This window comes from Mycobacterium sp. NGS19 (assembly GCF_059813155.1).
Window position 1 is genome coordinate 256,037 of the sequence record NZ_JCALEB010000004.1, and the last position, 22,750, is coordinate 278,786.

Annotated in this window: 22 protein-coding genes and 1 tRNA gene; 13 read left to right on the top strand and 10 right to left on the bottom strand. The window is 65.2% G+C overall.

The window, feature by feature from the left end; all coding sequences use genetic code 11:
- Positions 1-78 precede the first annotated feature (78 nt).
- The 4 genes from AC5Y4N_RS14390 to AC5Y4N_RS14405 all read left to right on the top strand — a co-directional run bounded on the left by AC5Y4N_RS14390 (position 79) and on the right by AC5Y4N_RS14405 (position 4,255).
- On the top strand, positions 79-1,860 hold the full coding sequence (locus AC5Y4N_RS14390; RefSeq protein WP_499908838.1) for an N-acetylglutaminylglutamine amidotransferase: 1,782 nt from the start codon (positions 79-81) through the stop codon (positions 1,858-1,860).
- A complete protein-coding gene (locus tag AC5Y4N_RS14395) occupies positions 1,860-3,746 on the top strand; it encodes a S9 family peptidase (protein ID WP_499908836.1) in 1,887 nt (628 codons plus the stop codon). Before AC5Y4N_RS14390 ends, AC5Y4N_RS14395 begins: the two co-directional genes overlap by 1 nt.
- A gap of 87 nt (positions 3,747-3,833) precedes the next feature.
- On the top strand, positions 3,834-4,103 hold the full coding sequence (locus AC5Y4N_RS14400; RefSeq protein ID WP_499908834.1) for a hypothetical protein: 270 nt from the start codon (positions 3,834-3,836) through the stop codon (positions 4,101-4,103).
- Positions 4,100-4,255 carry a DUF6131 family protein gene (locus AC5Y4N_RS14405; protein ID WP_499908832.1) on the top strand — a complete coding sequence of 52 codons (156 nt, stop codon included), beginning with the start codon at positions 4,100-4,102 and terminating at the stop codon, positions 4,253-4,255. Before AC5Y4N_RS14400 ends, AC5Y4N_RS14405 begins: the two co-directional genes overlap by 4 nt.
- A 196-nt stretch (positions 4,256-4,451) precedes the next feature.
- Here the strand turns inward: AC5Y4N_RS14405 and AC5Y4N_RS14410 are convergent, their stop codons facing one another.
- On the bottom strand, positions 4,452-5,063 hold the full coding sequence (locus AC5Y4N_RS14410; RefSeq protein ID WP_499908830.1) for an SACE_7040 family transcriptional regulator: 612 nt from the start codon (positions 5,061-5,063) through the stop codon (positions 4,452-4,454).
- Between the two features lie 65 nt (positions 5,064-5,128).
- On the opposite strand from AC5Y4N_RS14410, the gene AC5Y4N_RS14415 reads away from it, so the two are divergent.
- From AC5Y4N_RS14415 to AC5Y4N_RS14440, 6 genes are all read left to right on the top strand, one after another.
- On the top strand, positions 5,129-6,703 hold the full coding sequence (locus tag AC5Y4N_RS14415) for a carboxyl transferase domain-containing protein (RefSeq protein ID WP_499908828.1): 1,575 nt from the start codon (positions 5,129-5,131) through the stop codon (positions 6,701-6,703).
- Between the two features lie 2 nt (positions 6,704-6,705).
- A complete protein-coding gene (locus AC5Y4N_RS14420; protein ID WP_499908826.1) occupies positions 6,706-8,691 on the top strand; it encodes an acetyl/propionyl/methylcrotonyl-CoA carboxylase subunit alpha in 1,986 nt (661 codons plus the stop codon).
- Positions 8,692-8,787: 96 nt separating this feature from the next.
- Positions 8,788-9,948 carry an acyl-CoA dehydrogenase family protein gene (locus AC5Y4N_RS14425; RefSeq protein ID WP_499908824.1) on the top strand — a complete coding sequence of 387 codons (1,161 nt, stop codon included), beginning with the start codon at positions 8,788-8,790 and terminating at the stop codon, positions 9,946-9,948.
- A 236-nt stretch (positions 9,949-10,184) separates the two neighbouring features.
- Entirely contained in the window at positions 10,185-11,258 is a 1,074-nt protein-coding gene (gene pdhA / locus AC5Y4N_RS14430) for a pyruvate dehydrogenase (acetyl-transferring) E1 component subunit alpha (protein ID WP_499908822.1), read from the top strand.
- Position 11,259: 1 nt separating this feature from the next.
- On the top strand, positions 11,260-12,312 hold the full coding sequence (locus AC5Y4N_RS14435; RefSeq protein WP_499908820.1) for an alpha-ketoacid dehydrogenase subunit beta: 1,053 nt from the start codon (positions 11,260-11,262) through the stop codon (positions 12,310-12,312).
- Complete coding sequence (locus AC5Y4N_RS14440; protein ID WP_499908818.1) at positions 12,309-13,451, top strand: dihydrolipoamide acetyltransferase family protein; 1,143 nt, start codon at positions 12,309-12,311, stop codon at positions 13,449-13,451. The genes AC5Y4N_RS14435 and AC5Y4N_RS14440 overlap by 4 nt, the downstream gene beginning before the upstream one ends.
- A gap of 80 nt (positions 13,452-13,531) precedes the next feature.
- On the opposite strand, the gene AC5Y4N_RS14445 is transcribed toward AC5Y4N_RS14440, so the two are convergent.
- A complete protein-coding gene (locus tag AC5Y4N_RS14445) occupies positions 13,532-14,287 on the bottom strand; it encodes an enoyl-CoA hydratase (protein ID WP_499908816.1) in 756 nt (251 codons plus the stop codon).
- A gap of 61 nt (positions 14,288-14,348) precedes the next feature.
- On the opposite strand from AC5Y4N_RS14445, the gene AC5Y4N_RS14450 reads away from it, so the two are divergent.
- Both AC5Y4N_RS14450 and AC5Y4N_RS14455 read left to right on the top strand, forming a co-directional pair.
- Positions 14,349-15,413 carry an NAD(P)H-dependent amine dehydrogenase family protein gene (locus AC5Y4N_RS14450; protein ID WP_499908814.1) on the top strand — a complete coding sequence of 355 codons (1,065 nt, stop codon included), beginning with the start codon at positions 14,349-14,351 and terminating at the stop codon, positions 15,411-15,413.
- Positions 15,414-15,429: 16 nt separating this feature from the next.
- Positions 15,430-16,818, top strand: coding sequence for a purine-cytosine permease family protein (locus tag AC5Y4N_RS14455; protein WP_499908812.1), 1,389 nt, complete (start codon positions 15,430-15,432; stop codon positions 16,816-16,818).
- Here the strand turns inward: AC5Y4N_RS14455 and AC5Y4N_RS14460 are convergent.
- Genes AC5Y4N_RS14460 through fdxA form a run of 3 tightly spaced genes read right to left on the bottom strand, consistent with a single transcriptional unit; the run spans position 16,815 to position 18,051 of the window.
- On the bottom strand, positions 16,815-17,258 hold the full coding sequence (locus AC5Y4N_RS14460) for an SRPBCC family protein (protein ID WP_499908810.1): 444 nt from the start codon (positions 17,256-17,258) through the stop codon (positions 16,815-16,817). The genes AC5Y4N_RS14455 and AC5Y4N_RS14460 overlap by 4 nt on opposite strands.
- 19 nt (positions 17,259-17,277) lie before the next feature.
- Complete coding sequence (locus tag AC5Y4N_RS14465) at positions 17,278-17,706, bottom strand: pyridoxamine 5'-phosphate oxidase family protein (RefSeq protein WP_499908808.1); 429 nt, start codon at positions 17,704-17,706, stop codon at positions 17,278-17,280.
- A 3-nt stretch (positions 17,707-17,709) separates the two neighbouring features.
- Positions 17,710-18,051 (bottom strand): ferredoxin, encoded by a 342-nt coding sequence (gene fdxA / locus AC5Y4N_RS14470; RefSeq protein ID WP_499908806.1) that lies wholly within the window; start codon positions 18,049-18,051, stop codon positions 17,710-17,712.
- 594 nt (positions 18,052-18,645) lie between these two features.
- Between fdxA and AC5Y4N_RS14475 the strand changes: the two genes are divergently transcribed.
- A complete protein-coding gene (locus AC5Y4N_RS14475; protein WP_499908804.1) occupies positions 18,646-19,104 on the top strand; it encodes a hypothetical protein in 459 nt (152 codons plus the stop codon).
- 81 nt (positions 19,105-19,185) lie between these two features.
- On the opposite strand, the gene AC5Y4N_RS14480 is transcribed toward AC5Y4N_RS14475, so the two are convergent.
- From AC5Y4N_RS14480 to AC5Y4N_RS14500, 5 genes are all read right to left on the bottom strand, one after another.
- On the bottom strand, positions 19,186-19,497 hold the full coding sequence (locus AC5Y4N_RS14480; protein ID WP_499908802.1) for a DUF3303 domain-containing protein: 312 nt from the start codon (positions 19,495-19,497) through the stop codon (positions 19,186-19,188).
- Between the two features lie 919 nt (positions 19,498-20,416).
- Complete coding sequence (locus tag AC5Y4N_RS14485; protein ID WP_499908800.1) at positions 20,417-20,728, bottom strand: hypothetical protein; 312 nt, start codon at positions 20,726-20,728, stop codon at positions 20,417-20,419.
- A 5-nt stretch (positions 20,729-20,733) separates the two neighbouring features.
- Positions 20,734-22,101, bottom strand: coding sequence for an Rv0964c family protein (locus AC5Y4N_RS14490; protein WP_499908798.1), 1,368 nt, complete (start codon positions 22,099-22,101; stop codon positions 20,734-20,736).
- A gap of 3 nt (positions 22,102-22,104) precedes the next feature.
- Positions 22,105-22,431 (bottom strand): WXG100 family type VII secretion target, encoded by a 327-nt coding sequence (locus tag AC5Y4N_RS14495; RefSeq protein ID WP_499908796.1) that lies wholly within the window; start codon positions 22,429-22,431, stop codon positions 22,105-22,107.
- 113 nt (positions 22,432-22,544) lie between these two features.
- Positions 22,545-22,617 (bottom strand) — tRNA-Arg (locus AC5Y4N_RS14500).
- Between the last annotated feature and the right edge of the window lie 133 nt (positions 22,618-22,750).

The window sequence follows — 22,750 nt, forward strand, 5'->3', positions numbered from 1 at the left end:
CCACCTCATGGCTGCGAGGGTACCTGCGTAACGCGCTGGCGCGCCGGGGCAAGGCTCACAGGCGTATGGTCTGCCAGCATGTGCGGTATTTGCGGAGAGATCCGGTTCGACGGGCAATCGGCCGATGTGGCGGCGGTGTCGCGAATGACCGCTGCCATGGTCGCCCGTGGCCCTGACGACGACGGGCTCGTGGCGCACGGGCGGGTGGCGTTCGGGCACCGGCGGCTGTCGATCATCGACTTGACCGCATGCGGAGGCCAGCCGATGGTCGACAGCGAACTCGGGCTGACACTGGTGTTCAACGGCTGTATCTACAACTACAAAGAGCTGCGCGCAGAGCTGCAGGCCGCCGGCTACCGGTTCTTCTCGACCGCTGACAGCGAGGTCATCATCAAGGCCTTCCACAAGTGGGGAACCCAATGCGTCGAGCGGTTCAAGGGCATGTTCGCGTTCGCGATCGCCGACCGCGCCAGCGGCGTGGTGACGCTGGGCCGCGACCGGCTCGGCATCAAGCCGCTCTACCTGTCCGAGACGCCAGGCAAGCTGCGGTTTGCGTCATCCGTGCGCGCGCTGCTCGACGCCGGTGGTGTGGACACCGAACTGGATCGCGTTGCGCTGCACCACTACATGAGTTTTCACGCCGTCGTCCCGGCCCCGCACACCATCTACCGTGGCGTGCGCAAGCTGCCGCCGGCCACGGTGCGGGTGATCCAGCCCGACGGCAGCTACCGCGACACCGTGTACTGGTCGCCGGAATTCCGCCGCGACCCGGACCGTGCGGGGTGGTCGAAGCAGGACTGGCAGGAGGCGTTGATCGACGCGCTGCGCGTTGCCGTCTCGCGCCGCATGGTGGCCGACGTGCCCGTCGGCGTGCTGCTGTCCGGAGGCATCGACTCGTCGGTGGTCGTCGCGCTGCTCGCCGAACAAGGCCAGCACGGCCTGGCCACGTTCAGCATCGGGTTCGATCCGGCGGGTGGCCAGTCCGGTGACGAGTACTACTACTCGGACATGGTGGCCAAGACCTTTGACACGAACCATCACAAGATCCACATCGACAACTCACGATTGTTGCCGGCGTTGCCGAAAACCATTGCGGCGATGAGTGAACCAATGGTCAGCCACGACTGCGTCGCGTTTTATCTGCTCTCTGAGGAAGTCAGCAAGTCGATCAAGGTGGTGCAATCCGGGCAGGGTGCCGACGAAATCCTGGCCGGCTATGACTGGTATCCGCCGCTGGCCGATATTCCCCGCGCTCAAGTGACCGATGTCTACGCGAAGGTGTTCTTCGACCGCGACCACGGCGAGGTGATGTCGATTCTCACCCCGGAGTACTGCGTCGACACCGACGTCAGCCGCGAATTCGTCGCAGCACACCAATCGGCGCCTGGTGCGGACACCGCTGTCGACGCCGCGCTGCGGCTCGACACAGAAGTGATGTTGGTAGACGACCCGGTCAAGCGTGTCGACACAATGACGATGGCCTGGGGTCTGGAAGCCCGAGTGCCGTTCCTGGACCACGATTTCGTCGAGTTGGCCGCCACCTGCCCGCCGGAACTCAAGCTCGAGTCGGGTGGCAAGGGCGTGTTGAAGGACGCGTCGCGGTCACTGTTGCCGGCCGAGGTTATCGACCGCACCAAGGGTTACTTCCCGGTGCCCGGGATCCGTCATATCGAAGGTGAGGTCTACGACCTCGTGCGTGAGGCGTTGACCAATGATGCCGCACGCTCGCGAGGTCTGTATCGGCGAGAAACGGTCGAGAGACTGCTGAACTCACCGAATGACGGACGCACCACGCTCGGCGCCAATTCGCTGTGGCAACTGGCTGTGCTGGAGATGTGGTTGCAGAGCATGGAGGGTTGATGTCGGTGGGCGGCACGGTGCGCCAGAACTATGGCGCGTCATTGTCTCCTGACGCCACCGCATTTGCGCACATCGTCGACGACGGCGGCTATCCCCGTGCGGTGCAACGCTTTCTGAGCGGTTGGCGGGCAAGCTCGTCGCGTGACGTGGTGTTGCCGGTAGAGGGTCCCGTCGAGCGGGTCATGCATTCGCCCGACGGTCACTGGCTGGCGTGTCAGGTGGCGCCGGAAGGTAGTGAACGCTCCCAGATCTGGGTGGTCACCACCGATCCGGACGACCGGATGGCTCGTCGCATCGACCACGAGGACGCCGGAATGGCGGAACTGGTCGGTTGGGACGGTCGGCGGGTCGCGGCGATGCTGATGGGGGAGGACGGCGTCGGCGAGTCATGTTTGCTCGACCCGGCCGGCGGGGAACGCGTTGTGCTGGACCGTCGTTCGGGCGGTCGGCTTGTGGACGCCTGGGCCGGCGCGGCGCTGGTGCGGGTCGGCCCCCGCGGCTATCAAGAGCTGATCCTGCTGCACGGCCTGACCGAGCACGCGCTGCTACCTTCGGACCCCGGTTCCACCACGGATGTCGGCTACATCCTCGACGACCAGCATCCCCGCCGAGTTCGTTGTGGCCCCACGGGAGAGGAGATGCGCCTCTACTACCCGGCGAAAACCTACGGCGTCAACAGCTCTCAGGGGTATATCCGCGCCCTCGTCCGCAGCGACAACGGCTGCGACCACGCCCGACTGCTCGAGGTGATCGCGACCGCGGACGGCGTCTCGTACTACGTGGTGGCCGAACGGCCGGACTGCGATCTCGACGAGTTCGTGGTCAGCGACGACCTCAGCACCGTTGCCCTGCTGTGGAACCTGCAGGGGCGCAGCGAGTTACAGATCCTGGAGTACACCGACAACACGCTGCACGAACCCATCCCGCTGCCGGCCCCGGTGGCTCAGCAGTTGTCGATCAGCGCTGGCGGGTCGATGGTCGCGGTGACCGTCGAGGGTCCGTCCATGCCGCGCACCGTCGAACTCGTCGACCCGCGATCACGGGAATGGCAACGGATCGACCGCGAACCAAGCCGTGGCCCCGTCGTGAGCGGATTCTCCGTCGGACCCACGCTGGAAACCCTCACCGGCCGCGACGGCATGAAGTTCACCGGCTGGCTGTACCGGCCACCGGCGGGCGCGCCGGCGATGGGCGCACTGATATATCTGCATGGCGGGCCGGAGGGCCAGTCAAGACCCGGGTACGACGAGTTTTTCCCACGCCTACTCAACACCGGAATCACGGTGTTCACACCGAATGTCCGCGGCTCGGGCGGATTCGGCCGCACCTTCATGCACGCCGACGACAAGGCCGGCCGATTCGCCGCGATCGACGACGTCGCCGAATGCGTCCGGTTTCTGGTCGACAGCGGGTTGGCCGACCCCGCTCGCATCGCGTGTGCGGGATGGTCTTACGGCGGCTATCTCACGTTGGCGGCGTTGACATTTCACCCAGAGCTGTTCGCCGCCGGTATCAGCATCTGTGGGATGAGCGACTTGTTGACCTTCTACCGCAACACCGAACCGTGGATCGCGGCTGCCGCCTACCCGAAATACGGGCACCCGGTGCGTGATCGGGAACTGCTCGAACAACTCTCACCGCTTCGCCGCGTCGATGCGTTGACCGCACCCCTGCTGGTCGTGCACGGCGCCCATGACACCAACGTGCCGGTGAGCGAATCCGAGCAGATCGTCGAGGCGCTGCGGGAACGAGGCAGGCCGGTCAAGTTCGTGAAGTTCGACGACGACGGTCACGGCATCGACAAGCGCGAAAACCGCAACGTGATGGGCGCCGCCATCCAAGACTGGCTCACCCATGCGTTTTCGGCGGCTCGCGCCGCGTCATGAATCCACTTTCCCGCGGGCCGCGGTTTAGTGGATTTCACGGTTGGGTAACCGCATTGAACCTGACTCCGGCCGGATGGAGGCGCGACAATGCGAGGCACCGGAATTATCGGAACGATCGTCGTGATCTGGTTGATCATCGGGGCGATCGCAGCATTTCAGCGGGGCTACTTCAAGCAGGGTGAAACCAACTGCGCGACGGCGGCGCGGGTCGCGCTGACGGTCGTGGCCGGGCCCCTCAACTACTTCGGGGTCAATCCGAAGGTCACATGCGAGAACGTTCGGGTGCCGCAGCCCTCCAGCAGCGGCGTGTTGTTCAGCCCGCATCCCGTCAACTCAACGATTGGAGTCGCGTCATGATTGTGCTTGGGGTGATCCTTGCGATCCTTGGCTGGGTATTCGGTCTGCAGTTCCTATGGGTGATCGGCATCATCCTGATCGTGATCGGCGCCGTCCTCTGGATCCTCGGCTCTGTCGGCCGTCCCGTCGGCGGCCGCCGCTACTGGTACTAGCTGTCAGTCGTCACCGAATCTGTGGCCGCTCCGGACGGGGCGGTCACAGATCTCGTTGTCGATCACGACGTCAGGCTCCGATGTCGTTGCCGCGGACGGCGTTTCGTATGTCTGGGTAATCGCCGAGAGTGACGTTTTCCAGGGAACGTTCGACTGCAAGCCTGCAAAATGTCACTCTCGGCGAAGGGATCGGGTCTTAATCGCGGTGGCCGTCCAACGCGGCCGCAGTCATCGTCCGCAAGACGCCACGTGAGCGGGAAGCCACGTCCTTGGTGCCAAACCCCTTGAGGCTGTGCGGTGTCGAATTCAACAGGCCGAAGGCGGCGTGTGCCATCAGCCGCGCATCGGCTTCGTCCACTCCGTTGCGTTCCCGCAACACGTCGACCCAAAGTTCCACGTACTGACGCTGCGCTTTGCGCACCTGACGCTTGGCCGGTTCAGGCAGATGCGCCAAATCGCGATCTTGGATCCGGATGAGATCCCGCTCGTCCAACGCGAAGTCGAGGTGGAACTCGATCAGCCCGTCGAGCGCCGCGTCGACGTCCGGCGCCTCGGACACCACCGCTCGGGCGCCGGCCAGCAGTCGGGTGCTGACGCCGACCAGAAGCTCCACCAACAGAGCTTCCTTGTTCGGGAAGTGGCGATAGATCGCCGGCCCGCTGACACCCGCCGCGGCCCCGATGTCCTCCAACCGCACGGCAAGGAAGCCGCGTTCGGCGATCAACCGCTCAGCGGCGGCCAACAGCTTGCCGCGCCGGTCGAATTTCAACCGGCTGCGGCGCGACTCAGCGGGGGCGGCGGTAGACATTTCAGTTAATCGTAACTAACATATGCCCGGTTAGTCATCATTAACTCACTGTCAGGGACACAGACGTGGCACCTCGAGCCTCTTACCGCGACGAGCATCTCGCGTTGGTCGCTCAACTGCGCGAGAAGCTGGCCGCGGCGGCACTCGGCGGCCCCGAACGCGCCCGTGCGCGCCACGTCAGCCGCGGCAAGCTCTTGCCGCGTGAGCGTGTCGACGGTCTGCTCGACCCCGGAAGCCCGTTCCTGGAGCTGTCACCGCTGGCGGCAAACGGCATGTACGACGACGAATCCCCGGGTGCCGGCATCATCACCGGGATTGGCCGAGTGTCGGGCCGCGAATGTGTCATCGTCGCCAACGACGCGACCGTCAAAGGCGGCACCTACTACCCGATCACGGTCAAAAAGCACCTGCGCGCCCAGGAAGTCGCGCGGCAGAACCGGCTGCCGTGCATTTACCTGGTCGACTCCGGCGGCGCGTTTCTGCCCCGGCAAGATGAGGTGTTCCCGGACCGCGAGCATTTCGGCCGGATCTTCTACAACCAGGCGACCATGAGCGCCGAAGGCATCCCACAGATTGCCGCGGTGCTCGGCTCGTGCACCGCGGGCGGTGCCTACGTGCCGGCGATGAGCGACGAGGCGGTGATCGTCCGCAATCAAGGCACGATCTTTCTGGGCGGCCCGCCGCTGGTGAAGGCAGCGACCGGCGAAGTGGTGACCGCTGAAGATCTCGGCGGCGGCGACCTGCACTCCAAAACCTCCGGCGTCACTGACCATCTTGCGCACGACGACCGCGACGCGCTCCGCATCGTGCGACGGATCGTGTCGACGCTGGGTCCGCGCCAGCCTTACCTGTGGGACGTCGCGCCGACCGTCGACCCGATCGCCGACCAGACCGAGCTCTACGACGTCGTGCCGATCGACTCACGAGTGCCCTATGACGTCCACGACGTCGTCACCCGCATCGTCGACGGCGGCGAATTCGCGGAGTTCAAGGCGGAATACGGGACCACGCTGGTCACCGGCTTCGCTCGGATACACGGCCATCCGGTCGGTGTCATCGCGAACAACGGCGTGCTGTTCAGTGAATCCGCGTTGAAAGGAGCGCATTTCATCGAACTCTGCGACAAGCGCATGGTGCCGTTGCTGTTTCTGCAGAACATCTCCGGGTTCATGGTGGGCCGCGACTACGAGGCCGGTGGCATCGCCAAGCACGGCGCCAAGATGGTCACCGCGGTGGCATGCGCGCGGGTGCCCAAGCTGACCGTCGTGATCGGCGGCTCCTACGGCGCAGGCAACTATTCGATGTGTGGCCGGGCCTACTCGCCGCGGTTCCTCTGGATGTGGCCCAACGCGCGCATCTCGGTGATGGGTGGCGAGCAAGCCGCATCGGTGCTCGCCACGGTCCGCGCCGACGCCCTGGAAGCGGCCGGTACGACGTGGTCGGAGGACGAGCAAGAGGCATTCAAGGCGCCGATCCGCGCGCAGTACGAAGAGCAAGGCAATCCGTACTACTCCACCGCCCGGCTGTGGGACGACGGCGTGATCGATCCGGCCGACACCAGAACCGTTCTGGGCCTGGCGCTTTCAGTAGTCGGTCAAGCGCCGGTCGAGTCGGTCTCCTACGGCGTCTTCCGGATGTGATCATGGACTTCGACACGGTACTGGTGGCCAACCGCGGTGAGATCGCGGTACGAGTCATCCGCACACTGCGCAAGATGGGCATCCGCTCAGTCGCGGTTTACAGCGACGCCGACGCCCACGCGCGTCACGTCGCCGAAGCCGACGTCGCCGTGCGGATCGGACCGGCACCCGCTCGCGACAGCTACCTCGACATCGACGCCGTCGTAACCGCCGCACGCCGCACCGGTGCACAGGCGGTTCACCCGGGTTACGGCTTCCTCTCCGAAAACGCGGAATTCGCCGCGGCTCTCGACGCGGCGGGCATCGCGTTCATCGGGCCGCCGACCGCGGCGATCAAGACGATGGGCGACAAGATCGCCGCGAAGGCGACGGTGTCGGAGTTCGGGGTGCCGGTGGTGCCCGGGGTAGCGCGGCCGGGCCTGACCGACGATGACCTGATTGCCGCCGCCGCGGACATCGGATTTCCGGTGCTGGTCAAACCGTCGGCTGGCGGCGGCGGCAAGGGCATGCGCGTGGTGCGCAATCCCGACGACCTTCCAGCCGCACTGGTCTCTGCACGCCGGGAATCGGCCGCCGCGTTCGGTGACGACACCTTGTTCCTGGAGCGATATGTCCTGTCGCCCAGGCACATCGAGGTCCAGGTCTTGGCGGACCAGTACGGCAACGTTGTGCACTTCGGCGAGCGGGAATGCAGCTTGCAGCGTCGGCATCAGAAGGTGATCGAAGAAGCGCCGTCGGCGCTGCTCGACGACGCCACCCGAGCCCGGATCGGCGCCGCAGCGTGCGCCACCGCCCGCAGCGTGGATTACACCGGTGCCGGCACAGTCGAATTCATCGTCTCCGCCGACCGCCCCGACGAGTTCTTCTTCCTGGAGATGAACACACGCCTGCAAGTCGAGCACCCGGTGACCGAAATGGTCACCGGCACCGACCTCGTCGAATGGCAGGTCCGCATCGCCGCGGGGGAGAAGCTTCCCGTCGCCCAAGACGACATCACGCTGCAAGGGCATGCGATCGAGGCACGCGTGTACGCCGAAGACCCGGCGCGGGGGTTCCTTCCCACGGGCGGGCCGGTGCTCGACGTCGTCGAACCCCAGATGCCGGGCGTGCGGGTGGACTCCGGTCTGGTCGCCGGCATGGAGATCGGTAGCGACTACGACCCCATGCTGGCCAAAGTGATTGCCTTCAGTGCTGACAGGACCGCTGCGTTGCGGCTGCTCGACCGTGCGCTGGCCAACACCTCTGTGCTCGGCGTGGTCACCAACGTCGAGTTCCTCCGGTTCATGCTGAGCGATCCCGACGTGGTCGCGGGTCGGCTCGATACGGGGCTGCTGGACCGACGGGTCGGCGACTTCGCCGCGGCCGCACCGTCGGACGACCAGTTGATCGCCGCGGCCGCATACCGCTGGCTCACCGCATGGGGCAGCGCAACCGATGACCTGTGGACTCAGCCGTCGGGGTGGCGCGTCGGCGACACAGCACCCACGAGTATCCGACTGCGCACCGGCGACCGTACCGATCACGTCCACCTCACCGGGCGTCCCCAGCATGCCACCGCTCGGGTCGAGGACGGCGAAACCCATTCGCTGACAGCGACTTTGGCGGGTCGGCACCTGACCGTCACGCTCGACGGGGTACGCAGCGAGTACGCGGTCGCCAGCACCGACGGGCATATCTGGTTGGCCGGCCCCGGCGGCACCGTCGAGATCGCCGAAGTGCAAGAGGCGGCGGTGCGGCCCGACGACGAGCACAGCGGCGACGCCCAACTCAGCAGCCCGATGCCCGGCACCGTCGTCGCCGTCGGCGTCGAGACCGCACAGCCGGTCGCCGCAGGGACGGTCGTGGTCACGGTGGAAGCGATGAAGATGGAGCATGCACTGACGGCGCCGATCGACGGGGTGGCTGAACTTTTGGTCGGCGTCGGCGACCAAGTCAAGGTGGGTCAGGCGCTGGCCCGGATCACTCAGCGCGGACATGGCGACAGCTGACAACGAGGCCGCCCGATCGCGACTGTGCGGATTTGGACGCCGTCAGCGGCGTGTCGCATACGAAACCGCACAATCGAAGGCCGAAGAGGAGCAATCATGACGGACTTCCTGTCCACCGGCACGCTGCCTGACCATTACCAGCAACTCGCAAAGACGGTGCGCGACTTCGCGCAAAGCGTGGTGGCACCGGTGGCTGCCCGCCACGACGCGGAGCATTCGTTTCCCTACGAGGTGGTTGCCGGCATGGCCGACATGGGACTGTTCGGCCTGCCGTTCCCCGAGGAGTACGGCGGGATGGGCGGCGACTACTTCGCGCTGTGCCTGGCCCTCGAAGAACTGGGCAAGGTGGACCAAAGTGTGGCGATCACGTTGGAGGCCGGCGTGTCGCTTGGCGCGATGCCGGTGTACCGCTTCGGCAACGACGCGCAGAAGCAACAGTGGCTGCCGCAGCTCACCAGCGGGCAGGCGTTGGCGGCCTTCGGGTTGACCGAGCCGGGCGGCGGAACCGACGCGGGCGCAACGAAAACCACTGCTCGGCTCGACGACGGGCACTGGGTGATCAACGGCAGCAAGCAGTTCATCACGAACTCGGGCACCGACATCACCAAGCTGATCACCGTCACCGCGGTCACGGGGAACACCGATGGGCGCAAAGAGATCTCGTCGATCCTCGTGCCGGTCCCCACTCCCGGCTTCACCGCCGAGCCGGCCTACAACAAGGTCGGGTGGAACGCATCCGACACCCACCCGCTGAGCTTCGACGACGTGCGCGTGCCGCAAGAAAACCTCCTGGGAGAGCGCGGCCGCGGATACGCGAACTTCTTGCGCATTCTCGACGAGGGCCGAATCGCAATCGCCGCCTTGTCGGTTGGCGCCGCGCAGGGCTGCGTCGACGAGTCGGTGAAATACGCCAAGGAGCGGGAGGCGTTCGGCCAGCCGATCGGGCGCAATCAGGCGATCGCGTTCAAGATCGCCCGCATGGAGGCGCGTGCACACACCGCGCGCACCGCCTACTACGACGCCGCCGCGCTCATGCTCGCGGGCAAGCCGTTCAAGAAGCAGGCCGCCATCGCCAAGATGGTGGCCAGTGAAGCCGCGATGGACAATGCCCGCGACGCCACTCAGATCTTCGGCGGCTACGGCTTCATGAACGAGTTCGCTGTAGCGCGGCACTACCGCGACAGCAAGATCCTCGAAATCGGGGAAGGCACCACAGAAGTGCAGCTGCTGCTGATCGCGCGAGAAGCCGGACTGTAACGAATTGATTGCTCCGCGGTAACGGCCCAGGTTGAAGCCGCCTGCTGGTCACGACACGGTCGGCCGGCACGCATCATCCGGCGAAGTCGTTGATCTTGAGCGCATAATGGCGGCAGCGCCAGTGCTACGGCGGGCTTCGGCGGACCGACTGCCAAGTTCCCACGTAGGCGTGTGGCGGGTTTGCTGAACCCGCCGGGGCAGTGACGCCGACTCAAGGTGCAACGTGAGGAGGCGGCGTGCCGGCAACGGTCGATCTCGAACCGGTCAGGCTGATCAAGCCGGACGGGCTGCCGACATCTGAAGCCAGGTACAGCCGGGCGCTGCCGGAGGAAACGCTGGCGTGGCTCTACGAAATGATGGTCGTCACCCGCGACCTCGACACCGAGTTCGTGAACCTGCAGCGACAGGGTGAGCTGGCGCTTTTCGCCTCGTGTCACGGCCAAGAGGCGGCGCAGATCGGTTCGGCGGCCTGTCTTCGCAAGACCGACTGGCTATTTCCGCAATACCGCGAACTCGGCGTATTCCTCCTGCGTGGCATCGCACCCGGCAAGATCGGCGCCGTCTGGCGGGGAACATGGCACGGCGGACTGGAATTCACCGCCAAGCATTGCGCACCAATCGCGATTCCAATCGGCACGCATGGGCTGCACGCCGTCGGTGCCGCGATGGCTGCGCAACGCCTCGGCGAGGACTCCGTGACCGTCGCTTATCTGGGTGACGGCGCCACGAGCACCGGCGACGTCCACGAAGCACTCAACGTCGCAGCACTATTCGCGGCGCCATGCATCTTCTTCGTGCAGAACAACCAGTGGGCGATCTCGGTACCGGTGAGCCGCCAGGTGGCCGGCCCGTCGATCGCGCACCGCGCGATGGCCTACGGGATTGCCGGCGTTCGCGTCGACGGCAACGACCCACTGGCTTGCTTCGCCGTGATGGCCGAGGCGGCCGACCGCGCCCGTGGTGGTGGTGGACCCACCTTGATCGAGGCGATCACCTACCGAATCGGACCGCACACGACCTCCGACGATCCGACGCGTTACCGGTCCGCCGACGAGGTGCGGCAGTGGGAGACGTTGGATCCCATCGCGCGCTACCGCACATACCTTTGCCATGTGGGGATTTGGACCGAGCGGCTGGACTCGCGAGTGGCGGCGCGTTCGGCACGGATGCGCGCCGAACTGCGTGCGGCGGTTGTAGACGCGGCGGACCTCGACGTCACGGACATGTTCAACACCACCTACGCCGACATCACCCCCGAACTCGCCGAGCAGCGACGGCAGCTTCTGAGCGAGGTGGCGAAGGAGGTGTGACATGACGCAGATGATCGACCGGCCCACGGCCACACCGGAACCGAGGCGCCCGAAACTCACCGAGGTGGGGTCCGCCACCAACGTCACCATGGTCGCCGCTATCAATCGTGCGCTGCACGACGCGATGGCCGCCGACGAACGGGTGGTGGTTTTCGGCGAGGACGTCGCGCGGTTGGGTGGTGTCTTCCGGGTTACCGATGGTCTGGCTGAAACATTCGGCGAGCAGCGGTGTTTCGACACGCCACTCGCGGAGTCTGCGATCGTCGGCATCGCCGTCGGATTCGCACTGCGCGGCTTCATCCCGGTGCCGGAGATCCAGTTCGACGGGTTCAGCTATCCGGCGTTCGATCAGATCGTCAGCCACCTGGCGAAGTACCGTATGCGCACTCACGGCGACGTCGACATGCCGGTCACCGTTCGCCTGCCGTCGTTCGGCGGCATCGGAGCCGTCGAACACCATTCGGAATCCACCGAAACCTACTGGGTCCACACGGCGGGCCTCAAGGTGGTGGTGCCGTCGACACCCGCCGACGCGTATTGGCTACTGCGTCACGCGATCTCGAGCCGCGACCCGGTGATGTACCTCGAGCCGAAGCGCCGGTACTGGACACGAGGCGACATCGACCTCACCGAACCGACACCGCCGATCGGCCGCGCCGCGGTGCGACGTAGCGGAGAGGACGTGACGGTGCTGACCTACGGAGCCGTCGTACAGACCGCGCTGAGCGCAGCCGACATCGCTGCGGAGCGACACGACTGGAAGCTCGAAGTGATCGATTTGCGGTCGCTGAGCCCACTGGATTTCGACACCATCGCCGCATCGGTCACCAAAACCGGACGTGTGGTGGTGATGCACGAGGGCCCACGCACCCTGGGTTTCGGCGCCGAGTTGGCCGCCCGCATCCAGGAGGAGCTGTTCTACGACCTGGAAGCTCCCGTATTGCGTGCTACCGGTTTCGACACGCCCTACCCGCCGGCCCGGCTGGAGAAGCTGTGGCTGCCCGGGCCGGACCGGCTGCTGGACTGCGTCGAAAAGGTGCTCGCGTCACCATGAAGGACAACGTGTTTCGGGTCCCCGATCTCGGCGAGGGGTTGGAGGACGCGACGCTGACCAGCTGGAGCGTCGAGGTGGGCGACGTCGTCGAGCTCAATCAGACGCTGTGCACGCTGGAGACGGCCAAGGCAGAAGTCGAGATTCCCAGCCCGTACGCGGGCCGTGTCATCGAGCGCTGCGGCGAGCCCGGCGACGTGCTGCCGGTCGGCTCTGTCCTGGTGCGCATCGAGACGGAAAGCGTTGAGCCGCCGTCGCGTAACCCGGTGCTGGTCGGTTACGGAGCCGACGACTCGATGGACGTCAGCAGGAGGTCGTCGCGGCCCCGCGCGGCGCCGGCCGTCCGCAAGCTCGCCAAAGATCTCGACATCGACCTCTCCGCGTTGTCGCCCGGGTCCGGTCGCAACGGCGTGATCACCCGCGAGGATGTGCTGGCATCTGCGGGTCCGGCGAATGAGGTGACCCGCGTCTCGGGCGTTCGCGCCCGGATGGCAGAGCGAATGACGCTGTCCCGCAGTCGAATTCCCGATGCGCACGCATGCGTGGACGTCGACGCCACGCGGCTGGTGCTGTTATGCGAGCGGTTCTCGGCGATGGGTGTCGACGTGTCGCCATTTGCCGTGATGTTGCGGTTCGTCACGCTCGCACTGACCCGGCATCCGGTGCTGAACTCGACATGGGTGGACGGTGAGGGCGAGCCGCAGGTGCACACGCACCGCACCGTGAACCTCGGTGTCGCGGTGGCCACCGATCGCGGGCTGTTGGTGCCGGTGATCGCCGATGCGCAGACCAAAAGCACCCGCGAATTGGCTACGCGGCTGGCGGAATTGGTGCGCGCCGCGCGCGACAGCAGCATCAAACCCGCGGAGTTGCACGGGTCGACGTTCACTGTCTCTAACTTCGGCGCTCTCGGCTTGGACGACGGTGTGCCGGTGATCAACTATCCCGAGGCCGCGATTCTCGGGATGGGTTCGCTCAAGCCACGGCCGGTGGCCGTCGACGGCGCAGTGGAGGTGCGGCCCACGGTGAGGCTGACTTGTGCGTTCGACCACCGCATCGCCGACGGAGCCCAAGCCGCCCAGTTCCTCTGCGAGCTAAGGCAACTCGTCGAGACACCTGAAGCCGCCCTGCTCGACCTCTAGCCCGTTTCCCGCGAGCGTGCGCGTCTGCCCGCCGACACGCCTGGGCGGCATGGCACGCGGCGCACGCTCGCGGCAGGAATTCAGCGGCGCCGGGCGCCCGCCAGCCGGGCGGCGAACTCCGGCGAGCGAATCGACTCCGCCTGCGGGCCCACTTCGGCTTCCACCGCGAACGCATGCTGGTCGGTGTCCACGGACCCTGGGCTTATCGTCGCGCGCATCGTCGCCTTGGTGGCGATCACCACGTCGCGAGGTGCCGACGCAGGACCGGCCGCGAGCTCGAACGCCGCCGCGACGGGGTCGTCGGCAACCTTCAGCGCGACCCCGTGACGCACCGCCGCGTCGGCGTCGAACCGCATGCCGAACAGCAGCGCGGCCCGCGCCACCTCCGGCCCCGCCGCCCGCTGCAGCATCCACGTCATGCCGCCGCCGGGGTGGATGCCCAGCTTCTGGAACCGCGGGTCGAACAACGCCCCCGGCCCGGCGATCCGCACATCGCAGGCCAGCGCCAGGTTCAGCCCGGCCCCGACCGCTGGGCCGTTGACGGCCGCAACGGTGGGCAGCCCGCATTCGGCAACGGCCAGGAATCCGTCGTATAGCCGCCGTAGACCCTGCTCTTCACCGGCGCTACCGAGCGCCGACAGGTCAGCGCCGGCGCAGAACGCGCTGCCCGCTCCGGTGACCACGACCGCGTTCACGTCGGCGTCGCCTTCAGCGCGGGCCACGGCCGCGCGCAACGCATCGGAGATCTCGCCGGTGACCGCGTTGCGGCGATCCGGGTCGTTGACGGTGATCAGCGCGACGCGGTCGCGAACGTCGAACAGGACGGAATCAGACACCGGTCAACACTAGCGGTGGGCTAGATTCGTGCGCATCGCGTCGAGGCGCAAAGGAGCGGACATGGCGTTGCGGGTCATCCAGTGGGCCACCGGATCGGTGGGCAAGGCCGCGATCGACTGCATTCTCACTCATCCCGAACTCGAGCTGGCCGGGTGCTGGGTGCACTCAAAAGACAAGCACGGCAAGGACGTTGGGGAGATCATCGGCGCTTCACCCCTCGGAGTAGCAGCCACGTCGAGCATCGACGACATCCTCGCCACCGACGCCGACGCGGTGGTGTACGCGCCGCTCATCCCCGACGCCGACGAGGTCGTCGCGTTGCTTCGGTCCGGCAAGAACGTCGTCACCCCGGTCGGGTGGTTCTACCCACCGGACCAGGAGGCGGCGCCGCTGGCCGTCGCGTGCGAAGAAGCGAAGGTGAGCCTGCACGGCACAGGCATCCATCCCGGCGGCGTCACCGAGATCTTGCCGCTTGTATTCTCCGCCATGTCGTCAGCGGTGACCTTCGTTCGCGCCGAAGAGTTTTCGGACATCAGAACGTACGGCGCCGCAGACGTGGTCCGGCACATCATGTGCTTCGGCGGCACACCCGAGGAGGCCGAAAACGGACCGATGCTCACGCTGTTGACCGGTGGCTTCAAGCAGTCGATTCACATGGTGCTGCAGGCTCTCGGGCTCGCAGGCCGAGCGGAAATCCGCACGGCGCACGACTCGGCCGTCGCGACCGCACCCATCGACTCGCCGATCGGACCGATCGAACCCGGCAAGGTCGCCGCCCAGCGGTTCTCCTGGGAGGCGGTTGTCGACGGCGACGTGGTGGTGCGCGCCGGCGTGAACTGGCTGATGGGGGAGGAGAACCTCGATCCGCCATGGTCGTTCGGCAGTGAAGGTGAGCGCTTCGAAGTGGAGGTGAAGGGCAACCCCGACACGTTCGTCACCATCAAGGGCTGGCAACCGGAAACCGTGGAGGCCGGGCTGGTGAGCAATCCGGGAATCGTTGCGACAGCGGCACATTGCGTCAACGCGGTGCCGTATGTGTGCGCAGCGCCCCCGGGGATCGTGACCTCGCTGGACCTGCCACTCGTCGCAGGCCGCGCCCACCCGCGCCTGCAGCGTCGAGCCTGACTCTCGCCACGCCGCGATGACCGATTCCCCGGACACGGCTAGCCCGTTGCGCGCATCGGCCTTTCACGGCCGCCGGCCCACCCGCTCGGGAGACCTCGCGGTTGAAACGCACGGCATCGCCCCCATTGGCCGCGATCAGCGGTACGGCAAGCCCGCGCGGCTGTTCACGGTCTGGTTTGCGCCGCAGGTGAACATGACCGGCGTCTTCACCGGCACGCTGGCGATCACGCTGGGGCTCGGCTTCTGGCTGGGGCTGCTGGCCATGGTCATCGGCACAGTGCTGGGTTCTCTCGTGGTCGGCTACCTTTCGACCTGGGGACCCCGTACCGGTGCGGCGCAACTGCCGATTTCCCGGATGGCGTTCGGCGCCGGCGTGGTGTTGCCCGCCGGGCTGCAGTGGCTGTCGTCGATCGCCTGGGACGGGCTGGTCGGCCTTTTCGGCGCCGACGCGCTCGCCGTCCTGCTGGGCCTTCCGTTCTGGATCGCCGTGTTGATCCTGTTGGCGGTGCAAGGTCTGGTCGGGTTCTTCGGGTACGAAGTCATCCATCGCGTGCAAGCGGTGCTTACGTTCGTGCTGCTCATCACGTTCGTGGCGTTCGCGGTCAAACTTGCAAGCGGCCATCAGGTCGTCACACCCGCCGCTGTCGAAGGGCACGACCTCGCCGGGGCGTTCGTCCTGGAAGTGACAGTGGCTTTGAGCCTTGCCATTTCATGGGCCAGCTACGCAGCAGACTTCAGCCGCTATCTGCCTGCGGACTCGTCGCTGTCAGCGGTTTTCGGCTTCACGTTCGCCGGCATCGCGTCGGCCTACGTCTTCGTCCAGGGCATCGGTATTGCGGCGGCACCGGTGCTGTCGGAACAGACGTCGGAGGGTGTGCGCTCGGTGATGGGCGGCGGTGTGCTCGGAGCGGTCGCACTGCTGGTGATCGCCTTAGCGGCGATCGGGTCGGCGGCGATGAACGACTACAGCGGGTCGCTGGCACTGCAGACCGTCGGCATTCGCGTGCGCCGACCGGTGTCAGCGCTTGTCGTCACGGTGCTCGCGTTCGTGCTGATCCTCTGGCTGCATTCCGGGGACATGTCGAAACGTTTCCAGGATCTGCTGCTGCTGGTCAGCTACTGGATTCCCGGTTTCGTCGCGGTCACGGGGGTCGACTGGATAATCCGCACCCGTCGTCGCCACCTGCTCGACCCCGACAGCGAGCACACGGACCGTCTCGACGCTGTGGTGGCCTTGGTGGCGTTCGTCGTTGCTTATGGCGCTGCGGTGCCGTTCATGAACACGTCACTGATCGTGGGTCCGGTGGCACAGGCATGGCACGGCGCCGACACCGCGTATTTCGTCGGGTTAGTTGTGGCCGCAACGCTTTACGGCGGTTATCGGACGGTTCGGCTCAGACGCTAACCGGCGTTCTTCTGGCTCAGCACGCGTTTGCGCAAGCCCTCGGTGGCCGTACCCATGACGCCTTTGGTGGCCTTCTTGATCAGGAACCCGGGCAGCGGGACCACGGGATCGACGGACAGCTCGAACCTGACGCGGGTCTTGTCGCCGTCCGGGGTCAGCGTGTAGCGCGCGTCTTGGGCTCGTTGCTGTTTGGCGCTGTTCAGCGTCCAGGACACCCCGTCGTCATGCCATGTGTAGTCCAAAATCTGTTCGTCGGTGATCCCGGCGGTCTTGACCTTCATTTTGGTGCGCACCGGACGACCCTCGTCGTCGCGCTCCAGCACCTCCGAACTCAAGTGCAGGTCCGACCATTCCGGCAGCGACTCGGGCTGCGTGAGCACCGCCATGATTTCCTCAGGGGTGGCTTCGATGACGATTTCGCGGGTGTCGCTGACGGTCACGATGGGCAACGATAGCGGGTCAGGCCCAGCCGTGGTCTGTCTCGGGTTCTGCGCCGAAGCGGAAGCGTCGCCCGCTGATTGCCGACGGGACGATCCTCACGTAGTGCCGCTTCACCGTCGCTGTCCACGGGAGCAGTTGCGCGCGTTCGGCTTCCGCGATCTCGGCTTCAGTGCGCAGTAGGTGCGCCTGGCCCTTCACGATCACGCTCCAGCCTTCTTCGAAGGTGTGATCGTCGACTTCGAACGCCACCCGACTGTTGGCCACCGTGGAGGCCAGCTTGGTTCCTTCCGCCGTGCGGAACAACACGGTGTGGCGCTGTACGACGAAGTTCACCGGGAAGATCTCGGGCTGACCCGACACGCTGGTCGCCAGTCGCCCCAGCGTCTTGCTAGCCAGCAGCTGCCAGCATTCCGGTTCGGCGATGACGGCGATGGCCTCGGCAGACAAGTCCTACTCCCGGTAAGGCAGGGAGGCGACATACGAGGTGTCGACGCCGACGCACCCGAGCGCGGTTGCGCCGCCGGGTGAACCGAGTGGGGTGCCGCGACCGGGCAGCGGCTCGTCGAAGAAACGCGCGTTGTCGGCCAGGTGCTGCAGCTGGTCCTCGGGAAGGTCGGTCTCGTAGTAAATTGCGCCAACCTCGCACACCATTCGGCAGGCGCCGCAGTCGACGCACTCGTACGGATTAATGTACATGCTGCGGTCGCCTTCGTAGATGCAGTCGACCGGACACTCCATGACACAGTCTTTGTGCATCACGTCGACGCATTCTCTGCCGATCACGTAGGTCATGCCCACAGCGTATGAGTTCTGCGGCGTCGGGAACCGGTGCGCAAAGCCCTTGTCTGAGAGGACCAATGGCCCTATTCGCATCCGGAGGACTGCGGTTCGGCCCGCCATTCGGTGACATTTCACAGACCGGCGGCTCCAGCGTGAAGAGGGTGGTGGGTGCGACGACGGGGCGGCGGGACGGATTCGTCATATCGCGTCGACGGCGGGATGGAGACAGCAAATTGGACTTCACATCAGCAATACGCAGGAGCAAACTTTCTTATGACGCGGGTGCTCGTGAAGCCGTCCGCGAGTCCCGTGCTCGCCCAAAAGCTGGAAATTGCTTCTACTCCTCGAACGGGGGGTCGCTCATGAGTGTGGCGTCGCTGAGTCAGGACCTCTACGGGTTTGCCATCGAGTTGCGCAAGCTTGCGTACACCATGCCCGGGGGTCAAGAAGACCCGCTCATTCGGCTCAGTGAGCGCATGGTTCGTTACGCCCGGGAACACGGTACCCAGGAGCCGCCGCCGAGGTAGCGCCCGAAACGGCGCGCTGACCGTGCCGATCCCCGTATGCTCCGGCTGTCAATTCGAACGGTGCAGGGGGAGGAGCGCGGTGATCAAGCGGTGGATATCGGCGTCCGTTCTGGGCGCTGGCCTAATCGCCGGGATGTTCGCGTGCCCGGCACACGCGGACGACGGCGCGGACTACGTAGCTCCAGCGCCGCCGCCGGCGGAGTTCTACCAATTCAACTGGGTTGGTGGGACCAGCCCTACCACATGGGCGGTCACGCACTGCGGGGTCCAGTGTTTGCACATTGCCGAGACGGGCGGCCAAACGGAGCCGTGGGAGGCCGACGCGTACGCGTTGAACGGCTACTGGACGATGTTCGTCAACCGGCTGGATTTCATCACCTGCGATGACGGCAGGAAGGTGGCCGCCGCTGCGCAGTACAACTGGGACGAGAACGGCAACGGCATGGTCAGCGCCGTGAATAGTGGCGAATGCGGTGACGTGCTGGGGCCGATTTCCGCAAACTTCACCCTGACGCCGCTGGCCTCGCCCGCGCCATAGCGAACCGGCAGGGACATCGGACGCCTCGACGCAACGGAAAGGGGCCACCCGTGACGAGCGGCCCCCTCCCGTCTGCGCGGCTCAGCCGATCTTGTTTCTGAAGTCGATACCTGTCTGCGCCGCATCTGCCCATTCATTCATGTCAACCACGGGATGGATATGAAATGAGTTGAAGGGAAGGAACTTTGACGTTTCGGTGAGCAATTCTGTGGCGGAGTCCGTTTCGACGATTGCGAAACCGCCTTCACCATCGATCCGTCCGACGAATTGGTGGAAGGTCGTGCCCGCCGGAGGCTGCCACTTGGAAAACAGTTCAAGAGCGCGGCGCAAGGCCTCTTCGTTGTCTTTACCGGACGCGCCGAGCCGCGATGTCCACGTCATGGCGTACTTCATCAGAATTCTCCTAGCACTTGGCTGAACTAGTAAAGGTTGTGCAGGAGCCGCCAAATCGTGCCGTTCTGCACAGGCCAAAGTGTCCTCCGATGATGCGTGGTCCGTATGCCGAATTCGGAAGTCCGAATCAGCTCTTTGTGGCCCCGAAAAGTTAGCCGCCACAACTTTTTTGCTTCTTTTGCTTAATTGCGGCGCAGTGGGGGTTGAGCGGGGGACCGCTGAGAATAATGCGGCGGGGGTGACACCCACATCAGGCGCCGATGTGCCGGACCATCGCGGGGCGCCGGTCGGGAGGGACTAAGCGAGGTGAGCTATGGCCGATTAGCCGGGAGTCTGGAGATGTTTCGACGAGCGGGCGGATCGTCGGGTGACTGGGGCTCATGCGCTCGTATCGCTCACAAGACCATGAGCAGCCACTCGGTGACCACAGCGACGAAGGCTCCGAATGCTGCGGCTGACGCTCCGATGCCGAACGTTCTCGTACGTTTCGACCAGGCCGTCGCGAGCGCCAGAAGTGATGGGAACACCCACGCATATGGCCAGAACCAGATGCCGCACAGGATCAGCGACCACGTGCCCACCAACAATCCGAGGAGAAGCGGCCGCTCCCGCTTCTGTATGGATATGGGAGACCGGGGCGGAGATCGCCGAGATGGCGTCATGACTTAGAAACCCAGCAGGAGCCACTCGGTTAGCAGCGCGACGAATGCTCCGAACGCCGCAGCCGAGCAGCCGAGTGCGAAGGTCCGAAGGCGTTCAAACCAAATCGTTGCACCTGCAAGTACCGCCGGGATAAACGGTGCGAGCGGCAAAAACGCCAATCCGAACACGGCCAGCGACCAGGTGCCGACTAGAAGTCCGAGAAGTAGAAAGACCGGACTATGTGGGCGTTTCGAGCCGTCGGCAGCTGAAAATGACATCAGAAAATCCAGTTCACGAGCGTAAGCAGGCCGGCCAGTAGCAAGACCGCCACACCTGTGTTGGGGGCAATCGCCAGCGCAATCCCCGCGCTACGGAACAGGGAGCGGCGCGCGAATGCGGCGGTAATCGCGCCGATTGCGGTGAACAACAGCCAGGCGATAGCGATCATGGACCACGCAACGAACGGCGAGGGCGGTCCCGACTTGGCGAATATTGTCAGACGAACAACGATAGCCCACATAATTCCGCCAAGCGCCGCACCAGCGAAAGTTGCGGGCAGCCAGACGATTTCGCCTCTGTGATGCGTCACGGAAGCTACCTACCGAGAATGGCCACAGTCGGCGGTTTAACCGGTGAGCCCAGTTGGGTCGTCGGCGGAATGAGGGGGAATTGGGTGTCGTAGCCATAGAAGCGGGGGACCAACGCTTGGTCACCGACTTGCTGGTCGCGGATTAGTCCCAACATCGGTCCCCACTCGTCGTCTATGTCTGGATATACCTGTGCCATCGTCGTTGTCGTGCTTATGGTCATTGAGTCCCTGAGTTGCATGCGTTCGTTGTAAACCTCCAAGGCCGGAAATGCCGTCGCAGTGCCGCCGATTGTCGGCCCTGACGAGCCGGGCTGCACCGCGAGTATGCCTTTCACGGCGACGGTCGCCTTGGCAAGGTTCTCGCCGCCCGGCGAGAATGGATCCGCGGCCGCATACCGGAGGTACACCGTCCCATCCCGCAATTGCGCAACATTGACTTGTGGTGAGCCGGCTTGGATCTCACCAGTGTCGAGATTGATTGACGGGTTCTGCCGTGCCACCACGAGTCCGTTCTCGTAGTCGATTAAAAAGGACACACGCGAATTCTCCGGAAGGGCGCCCGGATCGAAGCCGCGGTTGTCGCCAACGTTGCGGTCGACCAGATTGGGGATTGTGAAGTTCGGTGCCAAGACAGAGTCGCTCGGTATGAACAGATTGCCGCGAACGATGCCCTGGCCGGGAACGGGGTTGATCCGACCGACGACCACGTTCGACACGGCGCCACGGTTCTTGGGGTCGTAGGTGTGGGGGTCGAGGACGCCGGCCGTATGCCAATCGGCCAATGACTCAGGTTCGCGACCGAAAACCTGCTTGAAGGCTTCGATCTGGTTCTGCAACCGGGCCGGCGCCTGTTCCGGCGGCCCTGGCATGACCGGTATCGGATCGGTGCCGTCAGCCATTTCGATTGCATGCGCCAATTGATCGTCTACCTCGTCCGCCGCGGCGAGGATGAGTTTCAGCTCACGGTCTAACTGGATTGCGTTGAGCATCGCCTCGAACGGCAAAAGCCTGGTGTTCGGGTCAATCTCGACCATGTTGGTAGCAGTATTCACCCGACAACCCATCGTGGGTGCCTTGTCCCTGAGTTGACGCAGTCGCTCCTTCACCTTGTCAATGCCCTCGGCGGCGGCATCGGCCGCGCGGGCGACTGCGAGCGCCTCCCGGCCGTGGGAGTCGAGGTCTCGTCGTGTCTGGCCGACCGCGTCCCGCGCCGCGTCCGCGGCGTCGCCGCCCCAATCGTCGAACACTGTCAACGACTCCAATTGCTCTGAAGCGCCGACCGTGATTTCGGCGCGTGCTCTCGCAGCACTGAATACGTCGCGGACCGCATCGGAACTCCACCGGTCGATATCGGCTACCGACAAACCGCCCATATCTCAGTCGACGGTCGCAACCGCACCCAGGGCGCCGATCTCAGCGACGGCTTGGGCGTTGTCGTCTTCGGTCGTGGCGAAACTCAGATTGCTGGCGTAGAACGCGGTGCCGTGCCCGTCGAGACGCTCGAGCAGGACCGCACTCGTCTGTTTCCATGAACCCACTCGGGCGCTCAGTGCACCAGCTGACCGCCCGACCCATCCGCTCTGCGCATCTGCGATCCGCGCGTCCGCCGAGGCATACCCGGCGGCGATTTCGTCGGCACACTGCATCACCCGACTGGACGCGCGGGCAAGCTGGTCAGGACGAACTTCTATCCGTTGTGACATCAGTACCTCCACGAGAATCGTCGCACGGCCAAAGCCGGGTGATGTGCACTGATTCGGGGAGAGGACCTGCGTACTGCATATCGGGCTCGGCACGCCCCTGTGGCCCCCCTATGCGCCCCCGGCAGGACTCGAACCTGCGACCTACCGCTTAGAAGGCGGCTGCTCTGTCCGCTGAGCTACGGGGGCAGCGCGGGCAGTCTATCCAACAGCGACGGTCCTCCCGGCCGATCGCGGCGCCACGTCAATCCCTCTCCCACGAGGTAGTCGAGCGGACTAGCGTTGTCCTCGAACGCGATTTACCGGGGAGGAGTGAACGAGA

Bases quoted from the DNA above. Each gene is read 5' to 3' on its own strand.
- AC5Y4N_RS14390 (WP_499908838.1), top strand. From the start codon at position 79: ATGTGCGGTATTTGCGGAGAGATCCGGTTCGACGGGCAATCGGCCGAT.
- AC5Y4N_RS14395 (WP_499908836.1), top strand. From the start codon at position 1,860: ATGTCGGTGGGCGGCACGGTGCGCCAGAACTATGGCGCGTCATTGTCT.
- AC5Y4N_RS14400 (WP_499908834.1), top strand. From the start codon at position 3,834: ATGCGAGGCACCGGAATTATCGGAACGATCGTCGTGATCTGGTTGATC.
- AC5Y4N_RS14405 (WP_499908832.1), top strand. From the start codon at position 4,100: ATGATTGTGCTTGGGGTGATCCTTGCGATCCTTGGCTGGGTATTCGGT.
- AC5Y4N_RS14410 (WP_499908830.1), bottom strand. From the start codon at position 5,063: ATGTCTACCGCCGCCCCCGCTGAGTCGCGCCGCAGCCGGTTGAAATTC.
- AC5Y4N_RS14420 (WP_499908826.1), top strand. From the start codon at position 6,706: ATGGACTTCGACACGGTACTGGTGGCCAACCGCGGTGAGATCGCGGTA.
- AC5Y4N_RS14425 (WP_499908824.1), top strand. From the start codon at position 8,788: ATGACGGACTTCCTGTCCACCGGCACGCTGCCTGACCATTACCAGCAA.
- AC5Y4N_RS14435 (WP_499908820.1), top strand. From the start codon at position 11,260: ATGACGCAGATGATCGACCGGCCCACGGCCACACCGGAACCGAGGCGC.
- AC5Y4N_RS14440 (WP_499908818.1), top strand. From the start codon at position 12,309: ATGAAGGACAACGTGTTTCGGGTCCCCGATCTCGGCGAGGGGTTGGAG.
- AC5Y4N_RS14450 (WP_499908814.1), top strand. From the start codon at position 14,349: ATGGCGTTGCGGGTCATCCAGTGGGCCACCGGATCGGTGGGCAAGGCC.
- AC5Y4N_RS14455 (WP_499908812.1), top strand. From the start codon at position 15,430: ATGACCGATTCCCCGGACACGGCTAGCCCGTTGCGCGCATCGGCCTTT.
- fdxA (WP_499908806.1), bottom strand. From the start codon at position 18,051: ATGACCTACGTGATCGGCAGAGAATGCGTCGACGTGATGCACAAAGAC.
- AC5Y4N_RS14480 (WP_499908802.1), bottom strand. From the start codon at position 19,497: ATGAAGTACGCCATGACGTGGACATCGCGGCTCGGCGCGTCCGGTAAA.
- AC5Y4N_RS14490 (WP_499908798.1), bottom strand. From the start codon at position 22,101: ATGGGCGGTTTGTCGGTAGCCGATATCGACCGGTGGAGTTCCGATGCG.
- AC5Y4N_RS14495 (WP_499908796.1), bottom strand. From the start codon at position 22,431: ATGTCACAACGGATAGAAGTTCGTCCTGACCAGCTTGCCCGCGCGTCC.